Annotated in this window: 2 protein-coding genes; both read right to left on the bottom strand. The window is 64.1% G+C overall.

What is annotated here, in order from left to right; all coding sequences use genetic code 11:
- Positions 1 to 494 (bottom strand): thioredoxin domain-containing protein (locus tag AC1D1P_RS23580; RefSeq protein WP_477674677.1); only part of this gene is annotated, 494 nt, incomplete at its 3' end.
- Positions 495 to 537: 43 nt separating this feature from the next.
- Positions 538 to 1,315, bottom strand: a 778-nt coding sequence (locus AC1D1P_RS23575) for an alpha/beta hydrolase family protein (RefSeq protein ID WP_477674676.1), incomplete at its 5' end; no start/stop codon positions are given.

Here is a 1,315-nt window from a genome sequence, read left to right as displayed (position 1 = left end):
ATCGAAGCGAAACCCAGCCTGGTCATCAGCTCGGTGTTTTTGGCGACGGCTTCTTTTTGCGCGTCGATATTGCTGGCCGCACTGATGCCGCCACGCCGGGCCTGCAGCGACGTTTCATGCGCGTCCATGGCAGCCACCGGGTCGCTGGCCGCCAACAGGGTTGCCCCCTGGGCCGTACTGGCGGCGTTGAGCATGCCAACCGGGATCCAGACAAACCTGGCCTGGGACTTCAGCGGTTTTGCCGCTTCCCACAGGGCGCCGCAGTGCGGGCATTGCGCATCAAAAAACACATACACCGTGCGCTTGCTCATTAAAGCGCCGGCCGAAAAGCCTTTGGCGCCGGCTTCGATGGCGGCCACGGATACCGGTTCGGTGACAGCCTTTGCCGACGGGCTGCCGGGCGCGGTGCCCGGCGCATCGTTACAGCCGGCAAGCAGCAAGCCGGCCGCGACAACGGCAGCCAGGAAAAGGTGGTTCAGGAATTTGGACATCATCAAAAAAGTTGAATGAAGGAGCGGCAAGGATAGCGCAGCGGCGCTATTTCGACAGCTTGTCCGCCAATTYACCCGCCAGCATGAAGAACTCCGGCGCGCGCTGCACCGACACGTGGGTGGCGTTCATTGCATACGTGACGCGGGTTTTGACGCCGCGCGCCTGCAGCGCCCTGACATAGGCCTCGCTGAACTGGGGCAATGTGTTTTCGTCCTTGTTGCCCACCACCACGCTGATCTGCGTATCCGGGTTGATTTTCTCCGCTTCAGCCAGGGGTGAAAGGCTGCGGCTCCAGGYGCCGGAYTTGCCCGCAGAGCTGTTGCGCCATTGCCGCCATGCCGGCACATCGCAGGGGCATCCGGCCAGCAAATAGGCATCAGCGCTGCCCGGAAAACGGCTGGCCAACAAGGCCGCCATGGCCGCGCCGCCCGAGTGGCCAATCAGCAGGATCTTCCTGCCGGGGTTGAGGCTGCGCAGGCTGCCCAGTGCGGCGGCGATGATTTCGGCGTTGCGGGGTGTGTAGTCGTCGTCCCCGGGGCCGGACTCGCCGTCCGATACGCCCARTTCGCTGCGGTAGCCGGGGCGCTGCATCGCCACTGTGACGGCCTGGAGCTTCTCGGCCAGCAAGGCTGCTGTGCCGCTGTCCGCGTTCAATTCCGTGCGCCCGCCGTTGTCGCCGTGCAGAAAGACGACCAGTACCTTGGGTGTGATGCGGGATGTTTGGCCAGGCGCCAGCTTGCGGATGACAAGGCATTGCCGGGCGTCCCCTGCCCGTTCAATGCCGTCGGCAAGTTTTCCGTCGGGGCACTTCACCGGTTGTGCC

This window comes from Polaromonas sp. P1_E1_2 (assembly GCF_056406035.1).
Note: the sequence above shows the minus strand (reverse complement) of the source record. Positions and strands in the feature narration are given on the sequence as shown.